2 protein-coding genes are annotated in these 1,774 nt (G+C 70.7%); both read right to left on the reverse strand.

Annotation, left to right across the window (positions count from 1 at the left end; genetic code table 11):
* Window positions 1–170 precede the first annotated feature (170 nt).
* Complete coding sequence (locus PROKR_RS01730; protein ID WP_036959151.1) at window positions 171–446, reverse strand: hypothetical protein; 276 nt, start codon at window positions 444–446, stop codon at window positions 171–173.
* Between the two features lie 989 nt (window positions 447–1,435).
* A partial coding sequence (locus PROKR_RS01735) for a hypothetical protein (protein WP_211239992.1) occupies window positions 1,436–1,774 on the reverse strand: 339 nt, incomplete at its 5' end.

Consider the following 1,774-nt stretch of genomic DNA (forward strand, 5'->3'; position numbering starts at 1 on the left):
GGCGATCGAGCCGGAGACTCGGGAGTCGAATGAGATCCGCGTATAGGCGTGGTCGGTCATGCTGGGACGATACCTCGTAACTCCGTTGCCGGGAAGGTCTTGCGGGGGACGGAGTCACGAAACGACGAAGGCCCCGTCCCAGGTAGGGGCGGGGGCCTGGCGGGGGTGGGTCAGACGAAGACCTCGCGGTTCGGGTCCCAGTTGCCGACGTACGACAGCACGCGCGCGGGTGTGTTGTCGCGGACGGTCACCTTCCGGCGGTCGCCTCCGCCGACGGGGAAGACGGGGAGGGTCATGTACTCGCCGCGCGCGTCGCCGCCGAACGCCCAGCCGTACGTGTCGAGCACGTACTCGGTGCCCCGGATCTCGACCCGGAACGGCCAGCGGCCCTCGACCGAGTCGGTCAGCACAGCGAAGGTGCTCGGGGTGACAGTCGTGGAGGCCATGAGGGCCCTCCTTCCTGGCCCGAGGGCCGGACGTGGAAGCCGGCCGATCCGGCTCCCTGGGGGAGTGCCTCTACCGTAAGTCACGCAAGGCACCTTGCGCAACTCACGTGGCTACTTCCCTCCGTTCTTCACCCGCCAGGCGTCGAGCAACGGCGCGCGGAACCCGCCGAAGGGCTCCTCGCCGGGCAGCTCGACGACGGGGGCGCGAGGATGCCGGCGGCCTGGAAGGCGGCGGTCGAGGCGGGGGTGAGCGGGACCTCGACGAACTCCAGGCCGTGGCGGTCGAGGTAGCGCTTCGACGGCGTCGCACTGGACGCAACGAGGCTTGGTGTGGACAACGATCACGGTCGGAGGAGGCCTCTCAGGTCGGTGAGGAACGCGCGCCAGGTGTAGCGCGGGCGGGGTGTGGGTTCGCGTGGGGGCGAGCCGGCAGGTTCGACGTGCCGCAACGGTCGCACCAGAGGGCAGCCTCGCCCGTCGAGATCTCGACCCACCACAGGTGGTCGTGCGGATGCAGGGAGCACGTCTCGTCGGTAGGGGCGATCGTGTAGGCCGTCGGCTTAGCTGGCTCGCGCACGCGCTCGACCTCGGCGACGTCGGGCGGCTCGCCCCGAGGCGCGGAAGCGGGCGGGCGGGATGCTCACGTGGAGGTGCTCGCTCACCGCACATCACCCGGCTTGACCCCCACACGCGCGAGCCCGTCGTCGGTGCGCTCGACGAGGAGCTCGCCGGTCTGGACCTGGGGTGTCGACGACGTCGCCCGTCATGCGGACGCGGGTCGCCGGGGTGCAGGAAGGTGATGGTGTCCATGTCAGTTCTCCTCCGCGAGAGCCACGCCAAGGGCCTTGCGTGACTGGCCAAGCGCCTTCTGACGCTTGCGCTGCACGGTCGCCTTCGAGAGGCCCATGCGGTGGCCGATCTCCGGGTCGGGACCGGCTCGTACTCGGTGAAGCCGTAGGCGAGCTCGCAGATGCGGGCCTCCTCGTCGGTCATGGCGGCGAAGGCCATGTCGACGAGGATCTTGTCCTCGACGTCGACCACGGGGGAGGGGCGAAGATCGGGGCAGCGGTGACGCCGTAGCCCTTCTCCTTCGCGCTGCCGTCGGCGTCGTCGGTCTCCGCGTCGAGCGAGTCGGCGCCGACCGCGGCGCGGACGTCGCGGAAGGTCTCGCGGCTCATGCCGAACTCGGCGGCCAGGTTCTCCGCCGCGTCGAGGTCGCCGTCGGCGGCCCGCACGATGCCGTAGAAGCGCGAGAGCGTGCGGGTCGGATGGCGAAGGCGGGAGCCGCCTCGACCTCCTCGGACAGGGCCCGGTTCAGGCGGTGCACG

This window comes from Promicromonospora kroppenstedtii DSM 19349, from assembly GCF_000515355.1.
GTDB classification, from domain to species: Bacteria; Actinomycetota; Actinomycetes; order Actinomycetales; family Cellulomonadaceae; genus Promicromonospora; species Promicromonospora kroppenstedtii.